At 70.2% G+C, this 23,620-nt stretch carries 22 protein-coding genes and 1 tRNA gene; 3 read left to right on the top strand and 20 right to left on the bottom strand.

The features are described from left to right. Positions 1–4 precede the first annotated feature (4 nt). Positions 5–1,777, top strand: coding sequence for a SulP family inorganic anion transporter (locus tag BN948_RS04080; protein WP_009519099.1), 1,773 nt, complete (start codon positions 5–7; stop codon positions 1,775–1,777). On the opposite strand, the gene BN948_RS04075 is transcribed toward BN948_RS04080, so the two are convergent. From BN948_RS04075 to BN948_RS04045, 7 genes are all read right to left on the bottom strand, one after another. Next, positions 1,712–2,497: an ABC transporter ATP-binding protein gene (locus BN948_RS04075; RefSeq protein WP_009519100.1), complete on the bottom strand. Its 786-nt coding sequence runs from the start codon at positions 2,495–2,497 to the stop codon at positions 1,712–1,714. The genes BN948_RS04080 and BN948_RS04075 overlap by 66 nt on opposite strands. Further along, the gene (locus BN948_RS04070; RefSeq protein WP_009519101.1) at positions 2,494–3,477 is read right to left on the bottom strand and encodes a FecCD family ABC transporter permease; all 984 of its coding nucleotides are present in this window, start codon (positions 3,475–3,477) and stop codon (positions 2,494–2,496) included. The genes BN948_RS04075 and BN948_RS04070 overlap by 4 nt, the downstream gene beginning before the upstream one ends. Position 3,478: 1 nt before the next feature. Beyond that, positions 3,479–4,429 carry an iron ABC transporter substrate-binding protein gene (locus tag BN948_RS04065; protein ID WP_202901755.1) on the bottom strand — a complete coding sequence of 317 codons (951 nt, stop codon included), beginning with the start codon at positions 4,427–4,429 and terminating at the stop codon, positions 3,479–3,481. A gap of 82 nt (positions 4,430–4,511) precedes the next feature. Beyond that, entirely contained in the window at positions 4,512–5,258 is a 747-nt protein-coding gene (locus BN948_RS04060; RefSeq protein ID WP_009519103.1) for a substrate-binding domain-containing protein, read from the bottom strand. Continuing rightward, positions 5,255–6,058 (bottom strand): ABC transporter substrate-binding protein, encoded by an 804-nt coding sequence (locus tag BN948_RS04055; protein ID WP_009519104.1) that lies wholly within the window; start codon positions 6,056–6,058, stop codon positions 5,255–5,257. The genes BN948_RS04060 and BN948_RS04055 overlap by 4 nt, the downstream gene beginning before the upstream one ends. Further along, entirely contained in the window at positions 6,055–6,807 is a 753-nt protein-coding gene (locus tag BN948_RS04050; RefSeq protein ID WP_009519105.1) for an ABC transporter ATP-binding protein, read from the bottom strand. The genes BN948_RS04055 and BN948_RS04050 overlap by 4 nt, the downstream gene beginning before the upstream one ends. Further along, on the bottom strand, positions 6,804–7,532 hold the full coding sequence (locus BN948_RS04045; RefSeq protein ID WP_009519106.1) for an ABC transporter permease: 729 nt from the start codon (positions 7,530–7,532) through the stop codon (positions 6,804–6,806). The genes BN948_RS04050 and BN948_RS04045 overlap by 4 nt, the downstream gene beginning before the upstream one ends. A gap of 98 nt (positions 7,533–7,630) precedes the next feature. Here BN948_RS04045 and BN948_RS04040 point away from each other — a divergent pair, with 98 nt between their 5' ends. Beyond that, a complete protein-coding gene (locus tag BN948_RS04040; protein WP_009519107.1) occupies positions 7,631–8,758 on the top strand; it encodes a substrate-binding domain-containing protein in 1,128 nt (375 codons plus the stop codon). Positions 8,759–8,774: 16 nt separating this feature from the next. Here BN948_RS04040 and BN948_RS04035 read toward each other — a convergent pair whose 3' ends face one another. From BN948_RS04035 to fdnG, 12 genes are all read right to left on the bottom strand, one after another. Continuing rightward, on the bottom strand, positions 8,775–9,638 hold the full coding sequence (locus tag BN948_RS04035; protein ID WP_009519108.1) for a putative selenate ABC transporter substrate-binding protein: 864 nt from the start codon (positions 9,636–9,638) through the stop codon (positions 8,775–8,777). A gap of 118 nt (positions 9,639–9,756) precedes the next feature. After that, positions 9,757–10,365 carry a nitroreductase family protein gene (locus BN948_RS04030; protein ID WP_009519109.1) on the bottom strand — a complete coding sequence of 203 codons (609 nt, stop codon included), beginning with the start codon at positions 10,363–10,365 and terminating at the stop codon, positions 9,757–9,759. A gap of 21 nt (positions 10,366–10,386) precedes the next feature. Further along, entirely contained in the window at positions 10,387–10,779 is a 393-nt protein-coding gene (locus BN948_RS04025; protein ID WP_009519110.1) for a DsrE family protein, read from the bottom strand. Beyond that, positions 10,772–11,212, bottom strand: a complete 441-nt coding sequence (locus BN948_RS04020) for a glycine cleavage system protein H (protein WP_009519111.1) — start codon at positions 11,210–11,212, stop codon at positions 10,772–10,774. Before BN948_RS04020 ends, BN948_RS04025 begins: the two co-directional genes overlap by 8 nt. A gap of 130 nt (positions 11,213–11,342) precedes the next feature. Beyond that, positions 11,343–11,435: transfer RNA gene (locus tag BN948_RS04015), tRNA-Sec, on the bottom strand. Between the two features lie 42 nt (positions 11,436–11,477). Beyond that, positions 11,478–13,397, bottom strand: a complete 1,920-nt coding sequence (gene selB, locus BN948_RS04010; protein WP_009519112.1) for a selenocysteine-specific translation elongation factor — start codon at positions 13,395–13,397, stop codon at positions 11,478–11,480. Then, positions 13,394–14,746 (bottom strand): NAD(P)/FAD-dependent oxidoreductase, encoded by a 1,353-nt coding sequence (locus tag BN948_RS04005; RefSeq protein ID WP_009519113.1) that lies wholly within the window; start codon positions 14,744–14,746, stop codon positions 13,394–13,396. The genes selB and BN948_RS04005 overlap by 4 nt, the downstream gene beginning before the upstream one ends. A 39-nt stretch (positions 14,747–14,785) precedes the next feature. Then, positions 14,786–16,240, bottom strand: a complete 1,455-nt coding sequence (gene selA, locus BN948_RS04000; RefSeq protein ID WP_009519114.1) for an L-seryl-tRNA(Sec) selenium transferase — start codon at positions 16,238–16,240, stop codon at positions 14,786–14,788. Then, the gene (gene fdhE, locus BN948_RS03995) at positions 16,240–17,280 is read right to left on the bottom strand and encodes a formate dehydrogenase accessory protein FdhE (protein WP_009519115.1); all 1,041 of its coding nucleotides are present in this window, start codon (positions 17,278–17,280) and stop codon (positions 16,240–16,242) included. Before fdhE ends, selA begins: the two co-directional genes overlap by 1 nt. Beyond that, positions 17,277–17,900: a formate dehydrogenase subunit gamma gene (locus BN948_RS03990; protein ID WP_009519116.1), complete on the bottom strand. Its 624-nt coding sequence runs from the start codon at positions 17,898–17,900 to the stop codon at positions 17,277–17,279. The genes fdhE and BN948_RS03990 overlap by 4 nt, the downstream gene beginning before the upstream one ends. Continuing rightward, positions 17,897–18,775: a formate dehydrogenase subunit beta gene (gene fdxH / locus BN948_RS03985; RefSeq protein WP_009519117.1), complete on the bottom strand. Its 879-nt coding sequence runs from the start codon at positions 18,773–18,775 to the stop codon at positions 17,897–17,899. Before fdxH ends, BN948_RS03990 begins: the two co-directional genes overlap by 4 nt. Beyond that, entirely contained in the window at positions 18,772–21,858 is a 3,087-nt protein-coding gene (gene fdnG, locus BN948_RS03980) for a formate dehydrogenase-N subunit alpha (RefSeq protein WP_138819907.1), read from the bottom strand. The genes fdxH and fdnG overlap by 4 nt, the downstream gene beginning before the upstream one ends. Positions 21,859–22,130: 272 nt before the next feature. On the opposite strand from fdnG, the gene BN948_RS03970 reads away from it, so the two are divergent. Beyond that, on the top strand, positions 22,131–22,913 hold the full coding sequence (locus BN948_RS03970) for an IclR family transcriptional regulator (protein WP_009519120.1): 783 nt from the start codon (positions 22,131–22,133) through the stop codon (positions 22,911–22,913). 39 nt (positions 22,914–22,952) lie between these two features. Here BN948_RS03970 and BN948_RS03965 read toward each other — a convergent pair. Next, positions 22,953–23,620 (bottom strand): fumarylacetoacetate hydrolase family protein (locus tag BN948_RS03965; protein WP_035620567.1); only part of this gene is annotated, 668 nt, incomplete at its 5' end.

The raw sequence follows: 23,620 nt of genomic DNA, 5'->3' as shown, positions 1-23,620 counted from the left end.
CGCCATGAACCCGCCCAAGCGCCACTGGTGGCCCGACCTGCCCGTGCTGCATTGGGCGCGCGACTACGACCGCGACACCCTGCTGCGCGACGCCGTCGCAGCGGTCATCGTCACGCTCATGCTCATTCCGCAGAGCCTGGCCTATGCGCAGCTCGCGGGCCTGCCGCCCGAGGTGGGCCTGTACGCCAGCGTGGCGCCCCTGCTGGTCTATGCCTTGCTGGGCACCAGCCGCGTGCTGGCGGTGGGGCCGGTGGCCGTGGTCTCGCTCATGACGGCCGCCGCCGTGGGCGAACACGCCGCGGCGGGTGGCGCGCAGTACCTGGCGGTGGCGATCACGCTGGCCTTCCTCTCGGGCCTGATCCTGCTCGCCATGGGCCTGCTGCGCCTGGGCTTTCTCGCGCACTTCCTGAGCCACCCGGTCATCGCGGGCTTCATCACGGCCTCGGGCATCCTGATCGCGGCGAGCCAGCTCAAGACCCTGCTGGGCGTGTCGGCGGGCGGGCACAACTTGCTGGAGATGCTGGCCGCCCTGTGGGCGCAACGCGGCCAGGTGCACGGCCTGACGCTGGGCATCGGCGCGGCCAGCCTGGCCTTCCTGTTCTGGGTGCGGCGCGGCCTGCAGCCGCTGCTGCGCCGCCTGGGGGTGCCGCCGCGCGCGGCCGAACTCGGCGCCAAGGCCGGACCGGTGGCGGCCATCGTGGGCGCCACGCTGTTCACCTGGGCAGTGGACGGCGGCGTGCGGGGCGTCAAGCTGGTGGGCGCGGTGCCACAGGGCTTGCCGCCGATCACGCAACCGCTGTGGGACCTGTCCCTCTGGCAGTCCCTGCTGGTGCCGGCGCTGCTCATCAGCGTGGTGGGCTTCGTGGAATCGGTCTCGGTGGGCCAGACGCTCGCGGCCAAGCGGCGCCAGCGCATCGAGCCGGACCAGGAGCTCGTGGCCCTGGGCGGCAGCAACCTCTCGGCCGCGTTCACGGGCGGCTTTCCGGTCACGGGCGGCTTCGCGCGCTCGGTGGTGAATTTCGACGCCGGCGCGCAGACGCCTGCGGCCGGCGTGTACACGGCGGTGGGCATCCTGCTGGCCTCGCTGCTGCTCACGCCCGCCCTCTTCCACCTGCCGCAGGCCACGCTGGCCGCCACCATCGTGGTGGCCGTGCTCTCGCTGGTGGACCTCGGCATCCTGCGGCGCACCTGGGCCTATTCGCGGGCGGACTTCACCGCCGTGCTCGCCACGCTGCTGGTCACGCTGGCGGTGGGCGTGGAAAGCGGCCTGGTGGCGGGCGTGGGCCTGTCACTGGCGCTGCACCTGTGGCGCACCAGCCAGCCCCACATCGCCGAAGTGGGCCAGGTGCCCGGCACCGAGCACTACCGCAACGTGCTGCGCCACCAGGTCATCACACACCCGCAGGTGCTGGCGCTGCGCATGGACGAAAGCCTGTACTTCGCCAACGCGCGCGCGCTGGAAGACCGCATCAACGCCGCCGTGGCCCTCCACCCCGAACTGCGCCACGTGGTGCTGCAGTGCTCGGCCATCAACGACATCGACGCGAGCGCGCTCGACAGCCTGGAGGCCATCGACCAGCGACTGCGCGACGCGGGCGTGCAACTGCACCTCTCGGAGGTGAAGGGCCCGGTGATGGACAAGCTGCAGCGCAGCGACTTTCTTCAGCGCCTGAGCGGACAGGTGTTCCTGACGCACCACCAGGCCGCCACCTCACTGGCCGCCAACACCGGCCTGGAACACGGGCAGGAACACCGGCAGGCCGCGCGGCCCGCCTGAATCGTCCACGTCCGCCCCGTACAGCGCGCGCAGGTTCGCGGCATTCACCACCTGGGCCACGGGCCCGGCCGCCAGCACGCACCCCTCTCGCAACAGGAGCGCGGTGTCCGCGCAGCGCCGCGCCTGGTTGGGGTCGTGCGTGGTGAAGAGCACGCCCAGGCCCTCGCCGGCCAGCGCACGGATTGCGCGCATCACCAGCCCCTGGTTGCCGAAGTCCAGGCTGGCCGTGGGCTCGTCGAGCAGCACCGCGCGCGGCTCCTGCGCCAGGGCACGCGCGATGAGCACGAGCTGGCGCTCGCCGCCGCTCATGCGGTGCACCGACCGATCGGCCAGGTGGTCGATACCCAGGCGACGCAAGGCCTGGTCGGCCACCACCTGATCGCGCGCACCGGGCCGCGCGATCAGGCCCAGGTGCGCGGTGCGGCCCATCAGCACCATCTGGCGCGCGCTGTAGCCGAAGGTGCTGGCCTGGCCCTGCGGCACATAGCCCACGCGGCGCGCGCGCTCGGGCAGCGCCCAGGCCGTGAGCGAGCGGCCATCGAGCCGCACCTCCCCGCCCTGCGCGGGCAACAGACCCAACAGGGTCTTCAGCAGCGTGGTCTTGCCGCCGCCGTTGGGCCCCAGCAGCGCCACCACCTCGCCCGCGCGCAGCGCGAGGGACAGGCCCTGGCCCACGGTGTGGCCGGGGTAGCCGAAGCGCAGGTCCACCGCCTCGATCATTGCCACCCCTTCTGCGCCCGCCCCAGCAGCGCGATGAAGAAGGGCGAGCCGATCAGCGCGGTGAGGATGCCCAGCGGAATCTCCACCGCCGCCACGCTGCGCGCCAGCGTGTCGATGAACAGCAGCAGCCCGCCGCCCAGGAGCGCGGCCGTGGGCAGCAGGCGCACGAAGGACGGCCCGACGAGGAAGCGCGCCAGGTGCGGCACCACCAGTCCCACCCAACCCACGATGCCCGCCGCCGCCACGCTGGCGGCCGTGACCAGCGTGGCCGCCGCCACGATGCCCACTCGCAGCAGCGTGGTGCGCGCGCCCAGCGCGCGGGCCTCCTCCTCGGGCAGGGACATCACGTCCAGCCGCCAGCGCAGCAGCAGCAACACGCCCAGGCCCAGCGCCACGGGCACCAGCAAGGCGGGCAGGTCGTCGGCGTGCGCGCCGGCCAGGCTGCCCAGCAGCCAGAAGGTCATGGCGGGCAACTGGTTGTAGGGGTCGGCCAGCGTCTTCACCAGGCCAATGCCCGCGCCCAGCAGCGAGCCGATGACGATGCCCGCGAGCAGCAGCACGAGGATGGGGTCACCCTGGCGCACGGCCGAACCCGTGGCGTACACCAGCGCCACCGCCACCAGCCCGCCCGCGAAAGCGGCGAACTGGATGCCCGCCAGCCCCAGCGAGAAGAAGATGCCCAGCAGCGCGCCCAGCGCCGCGCCGGCCGAGGCGCCCAGGATGTCCGGCGAGACCAGCGGGTTGCGGAACAGCCCCTGAAAGGCCGCGCCCGCCACCGACAGCGCCGCGCCCACCGCCACGGCCGCCACGATGCGCGGCGCGCGGATCTGCCAGACCACGGTGCGCAGCGATTCGCTGAGCTCGCCGCCACTGAGCGCGGCCCACAGCTGGGGCAAGGACACCGGCGTGCGCCCCACGGTGAAGGCCACCAGCACGCCGGCGAGCAGCACCAGCAAGGCCCACCAGGCACCGCTGCGCATCTCAGTCGCGGCCAGCGAGAACCCGCTGGACTTGCGTGGCCGACAACTCCACCTGATAGAAGCGCCGATAGAAATCGCGCGCGACCTCGCCGAGGTCTTCGCGGAAGCGCTCGGGAAACACCTTCGCGCCGATCCACCACAGCCCCGGCAGCCGGTTCACGCTCGGCGGAAAGTCCACCCAGCCGAAAGGCAGCTTGGGGCTCAGGTGCACGCGGCCGTTTTTCACGGCGCTGACGTTGCGCCACAGCGGGCTTTGCGCGGCGCTCTGCGCGAAGGTCTGGTCGATGGTGATGATGACCTCGGGGTCCCAGTTCAGCACCTGCTCGACGGACACGCGCGCCAGGCCGCCGGGCATGCGCGTGGACACCAGTTGAATGCCCATGGCCTCGAACATCTCGACGTTGATGGAGCCATCGAGCCCGGTCTCCAGCCCGTGCGGGCCGCGCGCGTAGTACACACGCGGGTGGCGCTCGCGCGGCACGCCGGCCACGCGCTCGCGCACCTGGCGCAGCGTGTCCTCGGCGTAGCGAGCCAGCGCCTCGGCGCGCTCGGGCCGCCCCATCAGTTCGCCCAGCAGGCGGTAGCCAGCCGGCACGGCCTCCAGCGCACCATCGATCAACGCGTAGGGAATGCCAGTCTGCTGCTGCACGCGCTCGGCCAGTTCTACAAAGGTCTGGCGAACCGAACCGGTGTCCACGATCAGGTCGGGCTTGAGCGCCAGCACCGTCTCCAGGTTGGCGGTGTTGCCGCGCCCGGTGAGGCGCCCCACCTCGGGCCGATTGCCGACGCCGGGCAGCAGGAACTCGATCTCTTCGGGCCGGTTGGCGCGCGGCCAGCCCAGCAGGGCCTCGGGCGCGAGCGTGTAGAGCCAGATGGCCGCCGGCGGCCCGGCGGGGAACACGCGCTGCACGCGCGGTGGCACGGGCACGGCGCGGCCGGCGCTGTCGGTCACACGGCGGGATGGCGCCTGGGCGAAGACCGGTGCCGCCCCGCACGCCGCCAGCGCAAGCAGCACGGCGCGGCGGGACCAAGGCTCAAGGCAGTTCGAATCCATGGTCGGCGAGTGTGGCGCGTGCGGTGCCACCCAGCAACCAGCGCGCCGCCGCCTCGGCCACCGGCCCGGCACCGCGCCGCCAGGCCACGCCGTAGTCGGCGCGCACGCCCAGGGTGTCGGGCAGCTCCACCGTGCGCAGCTCGGGCCAGTCGCGCCGCGCGCGCTGGCCGTTGGTGCGGTAGGTGATGAACAGATCGAGACTGTGCTCGGCCATCACCCAGGCGTAGGTGTTGCGCCCCTCGGGTGGGCGCGGCGACTGCGGCCCGCCGGTGAGCGCAAGCGCCTTGGCCGCCAGCGCGTCGCGCGCGCCCGGGCGCAAGGCCTCGGCGCGCTCGAACATGGCCAGCGCGTAGTCGCCGCAGGGGTCGGCGCGCGGCGTGGAGGTGCCCAGGCGAACGCGGGGATCGAGCATGGCGTCGAGCAGCTCGTCGCTGCCGCCACGCCAGTGCGGCGCGGCGATGGCACACAGGGTGTTGTGCGCGAAGACCAGCGGCCCGTCCCAGCCACCTTCGGCCGCCAGCGCGCGCGGGTGCGCGAGATTGGCCGAGGCGAACAGATCGGCCGGCGCACCGGCCTCGATGCGCTCGCGCAGCAGGCCCGCGGCGGCAAAGGCTGCGTGCCAGTCGGGGCCACCGGCCTCGCGGTGCTGCGGCGCGAGCGCCTCGAAGGCCTCGCGCAGGCTGCCGGGCGCGAACACGCGCAGGGGCGTGGCGGCCGCGTCGCTCACTTCGTGGCGTTCGGGAAGAAGAGCTGCTCGCCGCCGATCTTGTAGGCGGCGATGGCCGCCTGGCCGGCCGGGCCGGTGACCCAGTCCACGAACTTCTGGCCTTCGGCCGTCTTCACCTGCGGGTGCTTGGCCGCGCTCACCAGCATCACGCCGTACTGGTTGAACAGGCGCTGGTCACCTTCCACCAGCACCTTCAAATCGCCGCGGTTCTTGAAGTTGAGCCAGGTGCCGCGGTCGGTGAGCGCGTAGGCGTTGCTGCCGGAGGCGATGTTGAGCGCCGGGCCCATGCCGCATCCGCATTCCTTGTAGCCGCCGCCCTTGTTGGCATCGGCCTCGGCCATCTTCCAGAAGCGCAGTTCGGCCGCGTGCGTGCCGCTCTTGTCGCCGCGCGAGATGAAGGGCGCGTTGGCGGCGGCCACCTTCTTCAGCGCGCCCACGATGTCCTTGCCCGCCGTCTTCGCCGGGTCGGCCTTGGGGCCCACGAGCACGAAGTCGTTGTACATGACCTCCTGGCGCTTGGCCGAGAAGCCCTCGGCCACGAACTTCTCCTCGGCCACCTTGTCGTGCACGAAGAGCACGTCGGCGTCGCCGCGGCGCGCCATGTCGATGGCCTGGCCCGTGCCCAGGGCCACCACCTTCACGTCGATGCCGGTGGCCTGCTTGAACTGCGGCAGGATGGCGCCGAACAGGCCGGACTGCTCGGTGGACGTGGTCGAGGCCACGACGATGCTCTGCGCGAGCGCGGCGGTGCCGATCAGCAGGCCAGCGGCCAGGGTGATGACGGAACGGATGGGTTTCACCAGCTTTCTCCTTGAACGAACAAATGGGCGTGCGGGCACACGGCCCGCAACAGGTCGGCGTTGAAAAAATCGTGCACGGGCAGGTCGGCGAGCACGCGGCCCTGCTCCAGGTAGACGACGCGGCTGGCCAGGCGCTTGACCTGGCCGAGGTTGTGGCTGGCGAACACCAGCGTGGTGGGCTGGCCGCTCGCGGGCGCGGCCGTGAACTCGGCGATGAGCTGTTCCACCTCGCGCTTGGCGTGTGGGTCCAGGCTGGCCGTGGGCTCGTCGAGCAGCCAGATGTCGGGTTGCAGCGCCCAGGCGCGCGCCAGCGCCAGGCGCTGTTGCTGTCCGCCCGAGAGCGCGCGGCCATTGCGCTGGGCCAGGTCGGCCAGGCCCACGCGCTGCAGCGCCGTGAGCGCGAGCGCCTTGGCCTCGCCCCACCGCCGGCCCTGCAGCCACAGGCCCAGGGCCACGTTGTGCAGCGCGCGAATGCGCAGCATGTGCGGGCGCTGGAACAGCATGGCCACGCGGTGGCGGCCCGGCGCCTGTCGCGTGCCCGCCGTCAGCGGCAGCAGGCCGTGCAGCGTGCGCAGCAGCGTGCTCTTGCCGCTGCCATTGGCGCCGATGAAGGCCACGCGCTCGCCGGGCAGGACGCGCAGGTTCACCTCGTCCAGCGCGGGCGCGCGCGGCGCCGGGCCCAGGCGAACCTGGGCGCCACGCAGTTCAAAGCACGGCGCGTGCACGGCCTGGGGCGGCACGCCGCTCATATGCCAACCCCCAGGGGGACCAGGCCATCGGCGCGCTCGCGCCAGCGCCGCACCAGCGACACCAGCGCGTTGAGCACCAGCACCACGGCCAGCAGCACCACGCCCAGGCCCAGGGCCAGCGGCAGGTCGCCCTTGCTGGTTTCCAGCGCGATGGCGGTGGTCATGACGCGCGTGAAGCCGTCGATGTTGCCGCCCACGATCATCACGGTGCCGACCTCGGCGATGGCCCGGCCGAAGGCCGTGATGAAGACGGTGAGCAGCGCGTAGCGTTCGTCCCAGGCCAGCAGAAGGCTGCGCATCAGCGTGCCTGCGCCCATGGACCGCAACTGCTCGCCGTGGCTGCGTTCGGCGTCCTCCACCGTCTGGCGCACCAGCGCGGTGACCAGGGGCAGCACCAGCACGGCCTGCGCCACCACCATGGCCTCGAAGTTGAACAGCCAGCCCAGAAAGCCCAGCGGCCCCGAGCGCGAGAGCAGCAGGTAGACCACCAGGCCCACCACCACCGCCGGCACGGCCAGCGCGGTGTTGAGCAGCGTGAGCGCCACCCCGCGCCCCGCGAAACGCGCCGAAGCGAGCCAGGCACCCAGCCACAGGCCCAGCGCGTAGGCGATGACGGTGGCGGTGACGCTGACCGCCAGCGAGCGCAGCACAATGGCCCACAGCCCCGCGTCCCCGGCCAGCACCAGGCCGATCGCGGTGTTCACGCTATCGGAAAAGGTGTTCATATGTTGGCGAGCTTACCGACGACGGGCGTTGCCGACGCTACGTACTGACGCGGTATGAACCTTGGTGCATAGGTGCGCTTGATGCACACTCGACGCCCATGCGACGAATCGAGCTGGCGTACCAACTGAGCACGCGCGAGCGCGCCGCCGGCAATGGCTCGGCGCTGCTGCGCAATCCCATGATGGACGTGCTGCACGCGGTCAAGGCCTCGGGCTCCATCTCCGGCGCGGCGCGCGAGCTGGGCCTGTCCTACCGCCACGTGTGGGGTCAGCTCAAGGAATGGGAGGCCGATCTCGGCCAAGGCCTGATCTTCTGGGAGCGCGGCCAGGCCGCGCGCCTCACGCCCTTCGGCGAAAAGCTGCTGGCGGCCGAGCGCCTGGCCCAGGCCCGCCTGGGCCCGCAGATGGAGAACCTGCGCGCCGAGCTGGAACGCGCCTTCGCGCTGATGCTCGACGGCGAGGACACCGAGCACCCCCAACTCACGCTCTACGCCAGCCACGACCACGCGCTGGCCGAACTGGTGGACTTCGCCGCGCACGACAGCGGCGGCAGCGGCAAGGACGCGGCCACGCGCCTGCACCTGGACGTGCAGTTCTGCGGCAGCGTGGACGCCATCCGCGCACTCAATGAGGGCCGCTGCAAGATCGCAGGCTTCCACACCCAGCCCTTCGCTGACGCGAGCACGCTGACCGCACGCACCTACCGCCCGCTGCTCAAGCCGGGCCTGCACAAGATCATCGGCTTCGCGCGGCGCACGCAAGGACTGGTGGTGGCGCCCGGCAACCCGCTGCGCCTGCGCGACATCGGCGACGTGGCGCGCCTGCAGGCGCGCTTCGTCAACCGCGCCAAGGGCACGGGCACGCGCCTGCTGCTGGACGAACTGCTCGCCCAGGCGGGGCTGCCGGCGGACGACATCGACGGCTACGAGCGCGTGGAGCGCTCGCACGGCGCAGTGGCCCACGCCGTGGCCAGCGGCAGCGCCGACGTGGGCCTGGGCACCGAGTACGCGGCGCGCGCCGCCAGCCTGGGCTTCGTGCCCGTCACCGACGAGCGCTACCTGCTGGTGTGCCTGAAGGACACGCTGAACGAGCCGCCCATGAAGCGCCTGCTGGAACGCCTGCGCAGCCGCGCCTGGCAGGATCGCCTGGCCGCCCTGCCCGGCTACCTGCCGGACCACTGCGGCGAGGTGGCGGCGATGAAGCGGCTGCTGCCCTGGTGGGGCTGAGCCGCCGCACGGGCGATCAGAGCAGGTTGGCGCTGCGCGCAGCCGCCTCGATGCCCTTGTAGTTCTCGGCCTTGGTCGGCACGAAGCGCGTGGCGCGCTGCAGGTCCAGCACGGCCTTGCCTTCGGGCGTGGCCCGGTCCAGCTTGAGCAGCGCGGCCGCGAGCTTCTCGCGCTGCGCGGCGGGCATGTCGGCGTGCACCGACCAGTTGTAGTCGTAGTACGGCGGGGTCGTGAAGATCACGCGCACCTTGTCGGTGTCGACCTTCTTGTCGGCCACGAACTTCTCCCACACCGAGATGTTGAGCGCCCCGCCCTGCACCTTGCCCGAGGCCACGGCCGCGATGGTGGCGTCGTGCGCACCGCTGTAGGCCACGCGGCCGAAGTCCTTCTCGGGGTTGATGTTGGCCTGCAGCAGGAAACTGCGCGGCATGAGGTGGCCCGAGGTGCTGCTCTGCGAGCCGAAGCTCACGTCCTTGCCCTTGAGGTCGGCCAGTGTCTTCACCGCCGGGTCGCTGGAGATGAACACCGAGCGGAACTTCTCGTCTTCCTCGCGCTGCACCAGGGGAATGATCTTGCCGCCCGAACGCACGTTGGCCTGCACGAAGGTGAAGCCACCGAACCAGGCCATGTCCACCTTCTTGTTCACCAGCGCCTCCACGGCGGCGGCGTAGTCGGTCACGGGCGTGTACTCCACCTTCATGCCCAGCGTGCCTTCCAGGTACTTCACCAGCGGCGCGGCCTTGCGGGCGAGTTCGGTAGGCGACTCGTCGGGGATGGCGGTGAGGCGGAACACCTGCTGCGCCTGCGAGGCGAAGGCGATCAGGCCGATGCCCAGCACGAGGGCGTTGCGGAAACGATGGAGCGGGTTGAAGCGGGTCATGGTGGCTTCCTGATGAAGGGAGGAAAGGACTCGAAGAAAACGGGCGCAGCCTTGCGTTCAGGGAAGGCGGCATGCCCGCGGCGCACGCGCCACTGGCCCAGGGGGCTGGCGGCGGATGTTAAAGGTCTTGCGTGTCGGCCGGCCCGGGCCACTCGCCGAGCAGCTCGTCCGGGGTGGGTTTGTCGAACTTGGGCCGGCCCACGCCCTGCGGCGTACCCAGCACCACCCAGCCCACCAGCGTCTCGCCGGGCCGGCAGAAGGCGGACATGACGGCGTGGTCGCGCACCTTGCTGCCCGAGAGCATCTTGCCGCCGTAGCCCAGGGCATGGGCGGCGGTCAGGAAGTTGGCGAGCGCACCGCCGAGCGCGATCCATTGTTCGTGCACGGTGGCCAGGGGGTGGCCAGCGTCGATGCGCGCGATCACCGCCACCAGCAGCGGCGGCGCCGTGGCGCGTTCGCGGTCGCGCAGTGCCTGCTCGGCGGACTTGCCGTGGGCCCGCGCGGCGGCCTCGAACAGGTCGGCCAGGCGCTGCTTCGCCGCGCCGCGCACCACGGCAAAGCGGTAGGGCACCAGGCCCGCGTGGTCGGGCGCGCGCAGCGCGGCGGTGGCCATGCGCAACAGGTCGTCCGGCGAGGGGGCGGGCTCGCGCAGGTATTTCGTGCCGACGGACACGCGCGAGAGCAAAGGCGCGAGCGGATCGGCGGGCGGAAGGTCGGGGGCGTTCATGGCGGTCGCGCGAGCGGTGGGTCAGTACACCAGTGTGCGCCAACGCAGGTCGCTCGCGCGGGCCATGAACTGCACGGCACCGCCGAGGCCTGTGCATTCGGGGATCAGGTGGTCCGGATCGATGCCCTGGGCGTGCAGCGCGTCGGTGCAGGCGAACAGGCGCGCACCGTGTTCCACCGCCTCTCGCAGGGCCTGGCCCACGGTCTTGTCGTGGTGCGGGCTGGCGCGCAGGCCGTCGGCCACGCCGGGCACGAGCAGGTGCACGCTGCGCGCGGTGAAGTAGATCTCCACCGGTGTGTCCATGGCGGCGGCGGCGGCGGCGTGAAAGAACGGCGTCACCAACCGGTGCGGCGCCTCGGGCTCGGCGGCCCAGAGCAGGATGGCGATGCCCGCGGCCTCGTTCGGTTCAAGCATGGTCCATCTCGATTCGGTAGAGCCGCGCGTGCCCGGCCATCGCGGCCAGCACGGCCGGGCCGCTCACCAGGGCCGCCCGCTCCGCCTCCAGCGCCGCAGGCCGCAGGCGCGCGATCCAGCCGTCGCCGTACGGGTCCCGGTGCACCAGCTCCGGCCGCTGCGCGAGCGCGGCGTTGGCCTCGACCACCGTGCCCGACAGCGGCGCCTTCACCGAAACGATGGACTTGGCCAGCTCCACCACGCCGATGGAGCGCCCCTGCTCCACCGCCGTGCCCACTGGCTTGGCGCGGCACATGTAGACCTCGCCCGACAACCGGATGCCCAGCGCGGTGATGCCCACAGTGACCAGGTCCGGCGCGTCCACGCGCGCCCAGACCTGATGCTCCACGTGATAGAGCAAGTCAGAAGGAAAGTCAGGGGCAAAGCGCTCCATGATCAGCGACTGCGCCCCACCCGCCCGGGACGAACCCAGAGACACCGCGGAACTGGCTTCGCCAGGCCGCAGGTGTCGCCCCCCTTGGGGGGTCGCGCGAAGCGCGGCGGGGGGTACTTCAAGTGCTCGGCGGAAAGGAATGGGAGTCGAACCCACCCGGCGACGCATGGCGCCACCCACCGGGTTTGAAGCCCGGCCGACCCACCAGGGTCGTTTCCCTTCCTTGAACCGGGCCTCGCGGCCCGCTTCGAAAAACGCAGCGCCATCATAGGGGCGCCTCCCTGAAAAGTTGACTGTCCTGGCGCAGCCAGTGCACGTCGCCCACCCGGCGCAACAGGCCGATGCGGTCGAAGTGCTCGAGGATCTGTATGGCGCGCTTGCGGCCCAGGCCGGTGGTGTCGCGAAAGCCCGCCGCCAGCACCTGCCCGCCGTGCACAGCGGCCACCTCGCGCGCCAGCGCGGCCAGCCGCACCATGGTGGCGGTCGGGTAGTACAGGTCCTTCACCACCTGGCTCAGTTCGCCGCGCTGCGACAGGCGCGCCAGCGTCACGCGCACCAGCGCCTCGGACTCCTTCGCGTCGCGCGCCAGGTCGCGCACCCAGGCACCCTCGAAGCCGGCCTGCAGCAAGGGCTGTGCGACCTTCTGCGCCAGCCGCTCCTCCACCGCCGACAGGTGCACGCCGTGCTCCGGAAGATGCACGTAAGCGCCGCGCTGTTGCAGCGCGCCCTGCGCGATCTCGCGCGCCAGCAGCGCACGCCACAGCGGCTCGGGCAGGCGCGGCAGGGCCAGGCGGCGCAGGCGCGCGCTGTCGGGGCCCAGCTCGTCGGGCTGCTTCTGGTGGTACTGGGCCAGCGCCTCGCGCACGCGCTGCGCGGCCTGGTCCGCGTGCTCGGTGTGCAGCAGGTGCTCGCCCTGTCCATCGTGCTGGCGCAGCGCCGCATCGGCGAGGGTCTGCGCGGCCAGGCCGGGCGCGCACCCTTGCGCCGCGGCGAAGCGGCGCAACTCCAGCCCCTGTGGCGACACGCGCAGCAAGGCCGCGAGCCGTTCGCCCGCCGTGGGCGCCTGCAGCGCCTGCAACTCACTCAGGCGCTGCGGCGTGCGCCGGTAGCGCACCGGCGCCAGCGGGTCGAGCACGCTGCCGCCGGCGAGCGTGCGGCTGGCCGAGGCGTCGCGCAGCACCACGCGGTCGCCGTGCCAGGCCCCGGCCGGCTCGCGCAGCACCAGTTGCACCAGCGCCGAACCGCCCGGCTCGACCACGGCCGGCTCCAGCACGGCGACGCTGCCCATCACCGACTGCGAGCCGATGTGCACGTGCACCGGTGTGCCCGAGCGCAGCGCGCGCGCTTCGCCGTGCCACAGCGTCAGGTGCGCGTCGAGTCGATCGGTGGCCATTGCGGCCTCGGGTGCGACCAGCCACTGCCCGCGCTGGATCTGATCTCGCTCGATGCCGGCCAGCGCCAACGCACAGCGCTGGCCCGCCGACGCCTCTTGCACCGCGCGGTTCTGCGCGTGCACGCTGCGCACGCGCAGGCTGCGTTGGCCGGGCACCAGGCGCAACTCCTCGCCCACGCGCACGGTGCCCGCGTGCACGGTGCCGGTGACCACGGTGCCGGTGCCGTCGAGCACGAAGACGCGGTCCACCGCGAGGCGGAAGGCGTCGTGCAGGCGTGGGTGTTCGCTGGCGCGCGCGGCGGCCTCGAACAAGTGCTGCTTCAAGGCCGTCAGGCCCTCGCCCGTGTGAGCCGAGACCGGCTGCACCGGCGCGCCCGCCAGCGGCGTGGGTTCGACGAGCGCGCGCACCTCGCGCACCACCGAGGCCACGCGATCGGCGTCGACGCGGTCGCACTTGGTGACAGCCACTGCGCCGCGCGACAGGCCCAGCAGGCTCAGCACCGCCAGGTGCTCGTGCGTCTGCGGCATCACACCGTCGTCGGCCGCCACCAGCAGCAGGGCGTGGTCGATGCCCGTGGCGCCGGCCAGCATGGTGTGCACCAGTCGCTCGTGGCCTGGCACGTCGACAAAGCCGATGCGCTCACCATCGGGCGCGTCGAGAAAGGCGTAGCCGAGTTCGATGGAAACGCCGCGGCGCTTCTCCTCGGGCAGGCGGTCGGTGTCCACGCCGGTGAGCGCGCGCACCAGCGTGGTCTTGCCGTGGTCGATGTGGCCTGCCGTGCCGACGATCATCCGAACATGTCCTCGAACTTGAGGCCGGCCCAGCGGAAGTTCTCTTTCACGAGGTCGCCGCTGCGCTGGTTGACGTCGATCTGCGTCTGCTCGATCACGCCCTTGTCATTGACCTTGTAGTCGAACTGCACGCTGATGGCCTCGCGCGGTTCGCCGTTGACCATCATGTAGCAGAGGTTGTCGGGCAGCGTGAGCTTCGGGTCGCGGCCGGCAACGCGCTCGGCGATGTACCCCGCCACGATGTGGCCGTGCTTGTTCGCCACGTGCGCACTCTTGGGATAGAAGGCAAATTGCGGCGAGACGACGCCGACGGCGTCGCCGATGACGTAGACGCTCGGGTCGCCCTTGAGGTGCAGCATCAGCGGGTCGACGTCGGCCCAGCCGTTGGGTTTGCCTTCGCTGGTGCGGCCGATGGTGTCGGCCTTCCAGGCCAAGTCGCCCGCCTGGTGCGGCGCCATCAGCACCGCGTGGTCGAACTTCATGTCGCCCGCGTCGGTCTTGATCTCCTTCTTGAACGGGTCGATGGACTGCACGTGCGCGTTGGGCACGTAGGTGATGTAGTCCTTGTAGAGCTCGTTGAAGGCGGCACGGAAACCCGGCCCGATGGGGCGCACGCCGTCCTTGTGGTCGAGGATGGTGACCTTGCCCTTGATGTTGTTCTTCTTGAAGTACCAGGCCACCATGCAGGCGCGTTCGTACGGCGACGGCGGGCAGCGCTGCGGCGGGGGCGGCAAGGTCATCACCCAGTCGCCGCCCTTGAAGTTGTGCAACGCCTGCTTGAGCGCGAAGTGCTCGGCATTGCTGACGTAGGCCGCGGGGAAGCGCGCGCGCGTGGCGTCGGCCATGCGGCGGTCGTTTCCGAACCAGGCCTCGTAGTTGTAGCGGATGCCCGGGGCGAGCACGAGGTAGTCGTAGTCCAGCGCGCCGAGCGAGGTGACCACGCGTTTGGCGCCACGGTCCACCTCCAGCACCTCGGCCTGGATGAAGCGGTAGCCGTGCCGCTCCGACACGCGCAGGTAGTCGTGCGTGATGAAGCTGGTGTCCACCATGTCCACCAGCCACTTGTTGCTGATGGGGCAGGAGAAGAACACCGGGTTGCGTTCGAGCAGCACCACCTCGGCGCCGGGCGCGAGCTGACGAAGGTACTTGGCGGTGGTGAGGCCACCCCAGCCGCCGCCGCACACCACCACGCGCGGCGCCTTGCCCTTGGGCAGCAGGGTCTGGGCGGGGCTGCCGATGAAGAAAGGCAAGCCCGGCCTGTTTGCGGCGTTGGGGGTGGCGCAACCAGCGGCCAGCGTGGCCACGCCGGCACCGGCGGCGGTGAGGAAGTGGCGGCGGTCGAGCGTCATGCGGGTGGACTCCTTTTCTTGTGTGACAACGAAAGCGGATCAGGCCAGCGCCTCGCGCAGCGCGGGCAACTGGTTGAGGAAGGGCGCGCTGTCTTCCAGGCAGCGCAGATCGAGCAGCAGGCGGTCGTCGGCTACGCGGCCGATCACCGGGCGCGGCAGTGCGCGCAGGGCGGTGGCCAGTTCGTCCAGCGCGCGGCCACTGCCCTTCTTCTCGACGGGCGCGATGGCCAGGCCCGCCGAGGGCAGCCGCTCCACCGGCAGCGAACCCGAGCCGATCTGGCCCTGCAGATCGAGCACCGACACCGTGAAGCGCGGCGCCACGGCGGCCTGCACCGGCGCGAGCAGCGCCTCGGCCTGTTCACGGATGCCCTCGGCCGGGCGCGTGAGCAGGCGCAAGGTGGGCAGGTCCTGCGTCAGGCGCTCGGGGCGCAGGTAGAGCATCAGCGTGGCCTCCAGCGCGGCCAGCGGCAGCTTGCTCATGCGCAGCGCGCGCTTCATGGGGAACTTGCGGATGCGGCCGATGGCCTCTCGCGTGCCGACGATGAGGCCGGCCTGCGGACCGCCGAGCAGCTTGTCGCCGCTGAAGCTGACCACGTCGCAGCCGGCGGCGATCTTCTCCCGCGGCGTGGGCTCGTGCGGCAGGCCCCAGGCCGACATGTCCACCAGCGCGCCGCTGCCCAGGTCGGTGGCCATGGGCAGGCCACGCGCGTGCGCGATGCGCGCGATCTCGTGCTCGTCCACCGAAGACGTGAAGCCCTGCACCGCGTAGTTGCTGGTGTGCACCTTCATCAGCAGGCCGGTGCGCTCGGTGATGGCCTGCTCGTAGTCGCGCGGGTGGGTGCGGTTGGTGGTGCCCACCTCCACCAGCGTGGCGCCGGCGCTGGCCATCACGTCGGGCATGCGAAAGGCACCGCCGATCTCGACCAGTTCGCCGCGCGAGACGATGACCTCGCGGCCCCGAGCCAGCGCGGCGATGGTGAGCAGCACCGCCGCCGCGTTGTTGTTTACCACGGTGGCGGCCTCGGCGCCGGTGAGCGTGCACAGCTGTTCCTCGACGACGCTGTCGCGGTCGCCCCGGCCGCCGCTGGCCAGGTCGTACTCCAGGTTGTTGGGCCCGGCCATCACCGCCAGCAGGTGCTGCAGGGCGGCGTCGGCCAGCAGGGCGCGGCCCAGGTTGGTGTGGATGACGGTGCCGGTGAGGTTGATGACGGCGCGAAGGCGCGGCGCCAGGCGTTCGGCCACGCGGGCCTGGATGGCCTGCGCCACGGACTCGGGTTGCAAAGCCTCGGCCTCCAGCCGGCCCCGCCGCGCGGACTCGCGCAGGCCATCGATGGCGGCGCGCGCCTCATCGGCCACCAGGGTGTGGCCATGCTCGTCCACGAGCGCGGCCACGCCGGGCCAGCGCAGCACGCGATCGATCGAGGGAAGATCCTGGAGGCTCGCCGGGTTCTTCGCCTGGGAACCGTCAACGACGGATTCGGTCAGGCGGCCCATCATCGACTCCCTGGCGGTGGCGAGCCGTCTTCGAGCAAGGGCTCGGGCTCGCCGAACAGCAGCATGAAGTTCACGCCGTGGCGCTGCTTGCCGGTGTCGGACACCAGCAGGTCCAGCGTGAGGCTGGCCAGGTCATCGGCCACCGGGTCCACGAAGGGGTCGCGGTCGGTGTGCACGATCTTGAGGTAGTGGCCGCAGTCGTCGCAGGTTTCGGCTTGCACCGTGGCGGACGTGGCGCGGGAGGCGCTCGCCTCGCCGCCCTCGCCTCCCTCACCATCGGCCAGGTCGAGCGACTGGTAGCTCAAGCCGTTCGACGCCAGGCAGTGCGGGCACTTGCCGCGCACCATGTGCCATTCGAGGTTGCACAGCGAGCAGTGCAGGTAGCGCTGGCCGAGCGATTCACCCGCCGTGCGCGTGATGCTCGCGGCAGGCCGGCTGCCGCAGAAAGGGCAGGCGCTGGTGTCGTCGATGCGGCCGACCGGCGCGCCCTGCCCCTGGTGCAGGCCCTGCACCGAGAGCAGCAGGTGCGTCCAATAGACCTGCAAGGCCGCGCCCACCACGGGCGCGGCACCCAGGTCCAGGCCGGTGGACAGGCCGTTGAGCAGCAGGTCGGCCTGGCGCTCGAGGAACACCTCGTCGGCTTCCGCCAGTTCGCGCAGCGCGGGCCGCGCGGCCTCGGGGGCGCGCTCGGCCAGGGCAGCGGCCATGCGGTGCACCACGGCGCGCCAGGACGGATCGCGCGGCCAGTCGGCGGCCGGCAGCGGCGGCAGGCCCTCGCGCGCGGCGCGGTCCACGGCCGCCGCGTCGGGCAGGGGCACGACGGGCATGGCTTGCAGCGCAAGCTGCTGTTCGTGCACCAGCTCGGCCATGAAGCGCAGGTAGTCGCCCAGGCTGTGGCCGTTGGCGAGCTGGCGCAGGCGCATCTCGCGTTCGGCGAACAGCGTGGCGCGCTCGGGCCAGCGCAGGAAAGGGGTGTCCCCGCCGCCGCGCGCGGCGATCTCTTCCGGGGACATGACGCGCACGGTCGCGCTGTTGCTCATCGGTGTCGGCTCACTTCCTCGTGCCACAGGGGGTGGTTCAGGCGCGCCCAGTTCTCGGTCACGGTGCCGCGCGTCATGGCGCGCATGGTGCCCTTGACCCAGATGGCCGCGTACACATGCACGATGACGCTGAGCACCAGCACCACCGCCGCGATGGCGTGCAGCAGCACGGCCACACGCATGACGCCGATGCTGAAGAACGGGGCGAACCACGGGCGCCAGAACATGAAGCCCGTGACCACGAGCACCAGCAGGCTCAGCACCATGAGCCAGAAGACGATCTTCTGCCCGTAGTTGTACTTGCCCGCCGGCGGCATGCCAGCCTTGTCGCCGTGCAGCATGCGCCCGGCGTGCTTCGCCCACTCGCGGTCTCGCGCGTTGATGAGGTTCTGCCGCCAGAGCTTGAAGAACAGGCCCAGGAAGCCGACCACCATCAGCACCCCCAGGAAGGGGTGCAGGATGCGCGTCCACTGTCCGCCGCCGAACAGGTTGCTGAGGAAGAACAGGCTGGGGTGGAAGAAAGCCAGCCCCGAGAGGGCCGCCAGGAAGAACATGATCGCGATGAACCAGTGGTTCATGCGGTCGCTGTCCTTGTAGCGTTGAATGAGGCGCTGCTTCATTTGACGTCCTCCTTCTCGGCCGCGTCCTTCTCCTCGATCGGGCCCACCTTCATGTAGTGGAAGAAACCGGCCACGGCGGCGCCGAGCACGGCGGCCACCGCGAGCGGCTTGGCCATGCCCTTCCACAGCGAGACCAGCGGGCTGATCGTCGGGTCCTTCGGCAGGCCTTCCAGTTCGGGCCGGTCGGCGTGCTTGAGCACGTACATGACGTGCGTGCCACCGACGCCTTGCGGGTTGTAGAGCCCGGCGTTCTGGAAGCCACGCTCCTTCAACTCACCGGAGCGCTTCTCGCCGTAGGCGACCATGTCGTCCTTGGTGCCGAAGGTGATGGCGCCGGTGGGACAGGTCTTCACGCAAGCCGGCTCCAGGCCCACGCCCACCCGGTCGGAACACAAGGTGCACTTGTAGGCCTTGTTGTCCTTCTGGCTGATGCGCGGCACGTCGAAGGGGCAGCCCTTGACGCAGTAGCCGCAGCCGATGCAGTTCTCGCTGATGAAGTCGACGATGCCGTTGGAGTACTTCACGATCGCGCCGGGCGACGGGCAGGCCTTGAGGCAGCCCGGGTCTTCGCAATGCATGCAGCCGTCCTTGCGGATCAGCCATTCGAGGTTGCCCTGCTCGGGCTCGACCTCGAAGAACTTCATCACCGTCCAGCTGGTGGGCGTCAGGTCCACCGGGTTGTCGTAGACGCCAATGTTGGTGCCGACCTCGTCGCGCAGGTCGTTCCAGTTCATGCAGGCCACCTGGCAGGCCTTGCAGCCGATGCACTTGGACTCGTCGATGAGCTTGGCGAGCGCAGGTGCGTTGGTGCGAACCTGCGGCGTGGGCGTGGTGGTGGCCGAGCGGGCGACCACGTCGAGTGATTGCAGGCTCATGTGGTCACCTTTTCGATGTTGACGAGGAAGGCCTTGAACTCCGGCGTCTGCGAGTTCGCGTCTCCGACGAAGGGGGTCAGCGCATTGGCCAGGTAGCCGTTCTGTGTGACGCCCTTGAAGCCCCAGTGGATGGGGATGCCGACCATGTGCACCAGCTTGCCGTCGATGGTCCACGGCTTGATGCGCTTGGTGACCACGCAGGCCGCCACCACCTCGCCCCGGTTGCTGCGCACCCTCACCTGGTCGCCCTGGCGAATGCCCTTCTCCTTCGCCAGCTCCTCGCTGATCTCCACGAAGGGCGCCGGCTGCACGATGGCGTTGCTGCGCGCGTGCTTGGTCCAGAAGTGCTGGTGCTCGGTGAGTCGGTAAGTGGTGGCCGCGTACGGGAACTCCTCCTTCTTGCCAAAGGCTTCCATGTCCCCCTTGAACACCCGCGCCGCCGGGTTGCTGATGGCCAGCGGGTTGTCGGGATGCAGCGGGTTGCTGCCCAGCGGGGTCTCGAAGGGTTCGTAGTGCTCGGGGAACGGGCCTTCGGCCATGCCGATGGCGTGCAGGCGGGCCACACCCTCGGGGTTCATGATGAAGGAGCCGACCGCTTCCTCGGGCGTGGCGTTGGGCCGCATGTCGGGCACGTCCGCCCCGCCCCACGCGGTGCCGTTCCAGCGCAGGTAGGAGCGATTCGGGTCCCAGGGCTTGCCGTTCTTGTCCGCGCTGGCGCGGTTGTAGAGGATGCGGCGGTTGGCCGGCCACGCCCAGCCCCAGCCCGGGTAGACGCCCAGTCCGGTCGGGTCGCTCAGGTCGCGCCGCGCCGTCATGTTGCCCGACTGCTGCCAGCAACCGGCGTAGATCCAGTTGCCGCAGGCGGTGGAGCCGTCGGCCTGGAGCAGCGCGAAGTTGGGCATCTGCTCGCCCGCCTTCACCAGCACCGCGCGCGGCGCCGTGGGGTTCTTCGCGTCCACGGGCGCCAGCACGTCGCTGATGGCGCGGCCGTTGATTTCGCGCAGCAGTTCGGCCGAGCTGGGCACCTGCGCGTTGAGGTACGGCCAGGTCAGCGCGGCCACCGGCTCGGGCAGGGTACCGCCGTCCTTGGCGTACATGGCGCGCAGCTTCATGAACAGGCGCGCCACGATCTCCGAGTCCACCTTGGCCTCACCCGGGGGATCGACCGCCTTCTCCTTCCAGGCGATGACGCGGCTGGAGTTGGTGAAGCTGCCAGTCTCTTCGGCGAAGCAACTGGTGGGAAAGCGGAACACCTCGGTCTGGATGGCCTTGGGGTCGACGTCGTTGAGCGGCCCGAAGTTCTTCCAGAACTCGCCCGTCTCGGTCTCCAGCGGGTCCATCACCACCAGGTACTTGAGCTTGCTCAGCGCCGCCGAGAGCTTCTTCTTGTTGGGCACCGCCGCCAGTGGGTTGAAGCCCTGCACCAGGAAGCCGTTCATCTTGCCCTGGTGCATCAGCTCGAACATGTGCAGGATGTCGTAACCCGCGTCGCGCTTGGGCACCCAGTCGTAGGCGAAGCCGTTCTCGGCGGTGGCCGCCGGCCCGTAGTAGGCCTTCATCAGGCTGTTGAACCACTTGGGAAAGTTCTGCGTGAACGCCATCTGGTTCGGGCGCAGCGGCTTGGGCGTGCGCCGGGCCAGGTACTCCTCCACCGTGGTGTCGGCATCGCCGGGCGCGCTCAGGTAGCCCGAGAGCACTTCCGAGTAAGCGTTCATGTCGGTCACGCCCTGCACGTTGGCGTGCCCCCGCAGCGCATTGACCCCTCCGCCCGGGCGGCCCATGTTGCCCAGCAGGAGCTGGATCATGGCCATGGTGCGGATGTTCTGCGAGCCCACCGTGTGCTGCGTCCAGCCAAGCGCGTACATGATCGTGCTGGTCTTGTCCGGCGCGGACATCTCGCCCAGCATCTGGCAGATCTGCAGGAACTTGTCCTGCGGTGTGCCGCAGATGCGGGTCACCATCTCGGGCGTGTAGCGGCTGTAGTGCTTCTTGAGCTGCTGGTAGACCGTCAACGGATCCTGCAGGGACTCATCCACCTTCACGAAGCCGTCCTCGCCGACCTGGTAGCCCCAGCTCGCCTTGTTGTAGCTGCGCTTGGCCTCGTCGTAGCCGCTGAAGATGCCGTTGTTGAACTGGTACTCCGGCTTGGTCAGGAACGAGAGGTCGGTGTTGAATTTCGCGTAGTCGAGGTGGATCTTGTCGTTCGACAACAGGTAGTTGATGACACCGCCCAGGAAGGCGATGTCGGTGCCGTTGCGAATGGGCGCATAGACGTCGGCCACCGCCGCGGAGCGCGTGAAGCGCGGATCCACGACGATCAGCCGGGCCTTGCGGTGCTGCATCGCTTCGGTCACCCACTTGAAACCACAGGGGTGGGCTTCGGCGGCATTGCCGCCCATGATGAGGACGAGATCCGTGTTGCGGATGTCGGTCCACGAGTTGGTCATCGCTCCGCGACCGAAAGTCGGGCCCAGACTGGACACCGTCGGCGCGTGTCAGATACGTGCTTGCGTATCGAGTGCCACCATCCCCAGGCCGCGCGCGACCTTGACGGACAGGTAACTGGACTCGTTGGACGAGGCCGAGGAGATCAGGAAGCCGGTGCTGTTCCAGCGGTTGACCGTGACGCCCTTGTCGTTGGTCTTGATCAGGTTGGCGTCGCGGTCCTGCTTCATGTGCGTGGCCACGCGGGTCAGCGCCTCGTCCCAGGAGATGCGCTTCCATTCGCTGGCGCCCGCCTCCCGCACCTGCGGGTACAGCACGCGGTTGGGCGACTGGATCATGTCCATCACGCCCGCGCCCTTGGGGCACAGCGTGCCGCGGTTCACCGGGTTGTCCGGGTCACCCTCGATGTGGACGATGGTCGATTTGACGTTCTTGGCCTTGTCACCCAGCGTGTACATCACCAGGCCGCAACTGACGGAGCAGTAGGGACAGATGCTGCGTGTCTCGGTGGTGCGCGCGAGCTTGAAGCTGCGCGTCTCGGCCAGCGCGGCGGTGGGCGAGAAGCCCAATGCCACCAGGCTGGATCCCACCAGCCCGGCACCGCTGACCCGGAAGAAATGTCTCCGGTTCATGTCCATATCGTTGAACTCCAGCGGGTCGTGGGGCCCGCGTGTTTCTGGCACGCCTGCGTCACGGCAGAGCACGACAAGTTTGCATGCAAGACCATGACAAACCGATGGGCACTAGCCCTTATGAAATGCAGTGCGCATGTTGGAACGCGGCCAAACAGGGCGAAATGCGACAAGCTGTCGCGCCTCACGCCAACTTGTCGCTTTCTTTGGGTCGATCCTGGAGCCGAGCGCTCTATATAGTGGCCCTCCACCCACCTTCGCGTAACACCTTTGTCAGCATGCCGGCCTCCGTCAAATCAGCGCAACGCGTCGTCGAAGTCTTCGAGTTTTTCGCGCAACGGCGGGCCCCCGCCACGCTGTCGCAGGTGGCGTCCGCGCTCGACTACCCCTCGTCGAGCACCTTCGCGCTGTTGAACACGCTGCGCGACCTGGGCTATCTCGACTACGAGCGCGAGCAGCGCACCTACGTGCCCACCGTGCGCGCCGCGCTGCTGGGGCTGTGGGTGAACGACGCTCTGCTGGCGGACGGCACCGTGGTGCGGCTCATGTACCAGTTGCGCGACGAGACCGAGTGCACCGTCACGCTGGGCATCCAGAGCGGCTTCCAGGTGCAGTACATCCACGTGGTCAAGGGTGGCCCGGCGGCGGGGGTGACCCAGGTGGTGGCCGGCGTCACGCGCCCGCTGCTGCGCTCGGCCGTGGGGCAGGTGATCCTGGCGCTCAAGCCCCGGGCCGAGCTGCGCGCGCTGGTGACGCGCATCAACGCCGAAGACAAATCGGCGCCGCCGGTGCGCTTCAACGAATTGCTCGCCAAACTCGACGAGTGCCGCGAGCGCGGATATGCCTACAGCGAAGGGGTGGCGACGCCGGGCTCCGGCACCATCGCCATGCTGCTGGCCGCACCGCGCCACCAGCCGCCCATGGTGCTGGGGCTGGCGACCCGCATACCCACGTTGCGCACCAATCGCGCCCGCTACCGGGACGCGCTGCTCCAGGTGGTGAAGGCGCACCGGGAGCACATGGAATTGCTGCCGCAGACCTTCTCGGCACCGCGGCGCTGAGCGCGAATCAAGGGCGCCGGGCGCCCATCGCGCGCCGCCTCAGGCGGTGGCGCGCACCGTGTTGCGCAGCACGCCCACGCCTTCGATGCGGCATTCGATGACGTCGCCATCGGCCAGGAAGCGGCGCGGGTCCATGGCGTAGCCCACGCCCGAAGGCGTGCCGGTGGCGATGACGTCGCCCGGTTCGAGCGTGAGACCGGCCGACAGCGATTCGATGGTCTCGGGGAGACGGAAGATCATGTCGCCGGTGCTGGCGTCCTGGCGGGCCTCGCCGTTCACCGAGAGCTGGATGCGCAGCGCGTGCGGATCGGGGATCTCGTCGGCCGTGACGATCCAGGGTCCCATGGGGCAACTGGTGTCCAGCCCCTTGCCTTTGAACCACTGATCGTGGCGGCGCTGCAGATCGCGCGCGGTGATGTCGTTGACGATGGTGTAGCCGAACACATGGCCCAGGGCGTCGGCAGCCGCGATGTCGCGCCCACCCCGGCCGATGACGGCCGCCAGTTCCACCTCGTAGTCCAGCCGCCGGGTCACGCGCTCGTCGTAGCGGATGTCCGCGCCGTCGCCCACGATGGCGGTGTGGGGTTTGGTGAAGAACTGCGGGTATTTCGGCAGCTCGGTCTTCTGGTCGCGCGACACGTTGTCCTCCTGGATGTGTTCCGCGTAATTGCGGCCCAGGCAGAAAACGTTCTTGGGCGGGCGGGGGA

The organism is Hydrogenophaga intermedia, from assembly GCF_000723405.1.
GTDB lineage: Bacteria > Pseudomonadota > Gammaproteobacteria > Burkholderiales > Burkholderiaceae_C > Hydrogenophaga > Hydrogenophaga intermedia.
This window is presented reverse-complemented; position numbering and strand designations above follow the sequence as displayed.

Excerpts from the sequence above, each read along its gene's own strand:
- BN948_RS04080 (WP_009519099.1), top strand. The coding sequence starts at position 5 with ATGAACCCGCCCAAGCGCCACTGGTGGCCCGACCTGCCCGTGCTGCAT.
- BN948_RS04075 (WP_009519100.1), bottom strand. The coding sequence starts at position 2,497 with ATGATCGAGGCGGTGGACCTGCGCTTCGGCTACCCCGGCCACACCGTG.
- BN948_RS04070 (WP_009519101.1), bottom strand. The coding sequence starts at position 3,477 with ATGCGCAGCGGTGCCTGGTGGGCCTTGCTGGTGCTGCTCGCCGGCGTG.
- BN948_RS04050 (WP_009519105.1), bottom strand. The coding sequence starts at position 6,807 with ATGAGCGGCGTGCCGCCCCAGGCCGTGCACGCGCCGTGCTTTGAACTG.
- BN948_RS04045 (WP_009519106.1), bottom strand. The coding sequence starts at position 7,532 with ATGAACACCTTTTCCGATAGCGTGAACACCGCGATCGGCCTGGTGCTG.
- BN948_RS04040 (WP_009519107.1), top strand. The coding sequence starts at position 7,631 with ATGCGACGAATCGAGCTGGCGTACCAACTGAGCACGCGCGAGCGCGCC.
- BN948_RS04035 (WP_009519108.1), bottom strand. The coding sequence starts at position 9,638 with ATGACCCGCTTCAACCCGCTCCATCGTTTCCGCAACGCCCTCGTGCTG.
- BN948_RS04030 (WP_009519109.1), bottom strand. The coding sequence starts at position 10,365 with ATGAACGCCCCCGACCTTCCGCCCGCCGATCCGCTCGCGCCTTTGCTC.
- BN948_RS04025 (WP_009519110.1), bottom strand. The coding sequence starts at position 10,779 with ATGCTTGAACCGAACGAGGCCGCGGGCATCGCCATCCTGCTCTGGGCC.
- BN948_RS04020 (WP_009519111.1), bottom strand. The coding sequence starts at position 11,212 with ATGGAGCGCTTTGCCCCTGACTTTCCTTCTGACTTGCTCTATCACGTG.
- selB (WP_009519112.1), bottom strand. The coding sequence starts at position 13,397 with ATGATCGTCGGCACGGCAGGCCACATCGACCACGGCAAGACCACGCTG.
- BN948_RS04005 (WP_009519113.1), bottom strand. The coding sequence starts at position 14,746 with ATGACGCTCGACCGCCGCCACTTCCTCACCGCCGCCGGTGCCGGCGTG.
- selA (WP_009519114.1), bottom strand. The coding sequence starts at position 16,240 with ATGGGCCGCCTGACCGAATCCGTCGTTGACGGTTCCCAGGCGAAGAAC.
- fdhE (WP_009519115.1), bottom strand. The coding sequence starts at position 17,280 with ATGAGCAACAGCGCGACCGTGCGCGTCATGTCCCCGGAAGAGATCGCC.
- BN948_RS03990 (WP_009519116.1), bottom strand. The coding sequence starts at position 17,900 with ATGAAGCAGCGCCTCATTCAACGCTACAAGGACAGCGACCGCATGAAC.
- fdxH (WP_009519117.1), bottom strand. The coding sequence starts at position 18,775 with ATGAGCCTGCAATCACTCGACGTGGTCGCCCGCTCGGCCACCACCACG.
- BN948_RS03970 (WP_009519120.1), top strand. The coding sequence starts at position 22,131 with ATGCCGGCCTCCGTCAAATCAGCGCAACGCGTCGTCGAAGTCTTCGAG.